The 657-nt window shown below is 61.3% G+C and carries 3 pseudogenes; 1 reads left to right on the top strand and 2 read right to left on the bottom strand.

Annotated elements, in window-relative coordinates:
* A pseudogene (locus A5708_RS27110) lies at window positions 1–185 on the bottom strand (class I SAM-dependent methyltransferase); the annotation flags it as partial.
* Between A5708_RS27110 and A5708_RS26590 the strand changes: the two are divergent.
* Window positions 179–535: pseudogene (locus tag A5708_RS26590) on the top strand (class I SAM-dependent methyltransferase); the annotation flags it as partial. The pseudogenes A5708_RS27110 and A5708_RS26590 sit on opposite strands and share 7 nt — an antisense overlap.
* Before the next feature lie 16 nt (window positions 536–551).
* On the opposite strand, the pseudogene A5708_RS26595 reads toward A5708_RS26590, so the two are convergent.
* Window positions 552–657 (bottom strand): annotated as a pseudogene (locus A5708_RS26595) (class I SAM-dependent methyltransferase); the annotation flags it as partial.

The raw sequence follows: 657 nt of genomic DNA on the forward strand, positions 1-657 counted from the left end.
CCCGGCGGCAGCACGTTGTAGGCCATCTTGAAGAAGCGGCCGTAGCGCTGGCGGCCGAAGTGCTCGAACGCGCCGATCGACACGATCCGGTCCACCGGCTCGTGAAATTTCTCCCAGCCTTCCAGCAGCACCTGCCTGGTGCGGGTGGTGTCCATCTGGTCGAAGGACTTCTGCACGTGTTCGGCCGTCGTTCAAGGAGGCCCGGGCCAAGGGCATGACGCTGACCCGTGAGATCGTGCAGTTTTCGCAATTCATCCTGTCCGAGATCTTCCCCGGCGGCTGGCTGCCGACGCCCCAGACCGTTGGCGAGTACGGGGTCACGGTGGGCTTCGAGTTGACCCGCGTTCAATCGCTGCAGCTGCACTACGCCAGGACACTGGACCTGTGGGCCGAGGCCCTCGAGGCGAATCGCGAGCAGGCCCTGGCCGTTCAGTCCCAAGAGGTTTACGACCGTTACATGAAGTACCTCACCGGTTGCGCGAAGCTGTTCCGCGACGGCTACACCGACGTCAATCAATTCACGCTGGAGAAGTAACCGGCTCGCTTTTGGCCTACTTCACCATCGTGAATTGCCCCACATTGCTGATGCCCTTGCGGAAGAAGTTCTCGCACCCCGTCAGATAGTGCATGTAACGGTCGTAGACCTCTTGGTACTGC

Origin of the sequence: Mycobacterium colombiense (assembly GCF_001672755.1) — a bacterium.
GTDB classification, from domain to species: Bacteria; Actinomycetota; Actinomycetes; order Mycobacteriales; family Mycobacteriaceae; genus Mycobacterium; species Mycobacterium colombiense_C.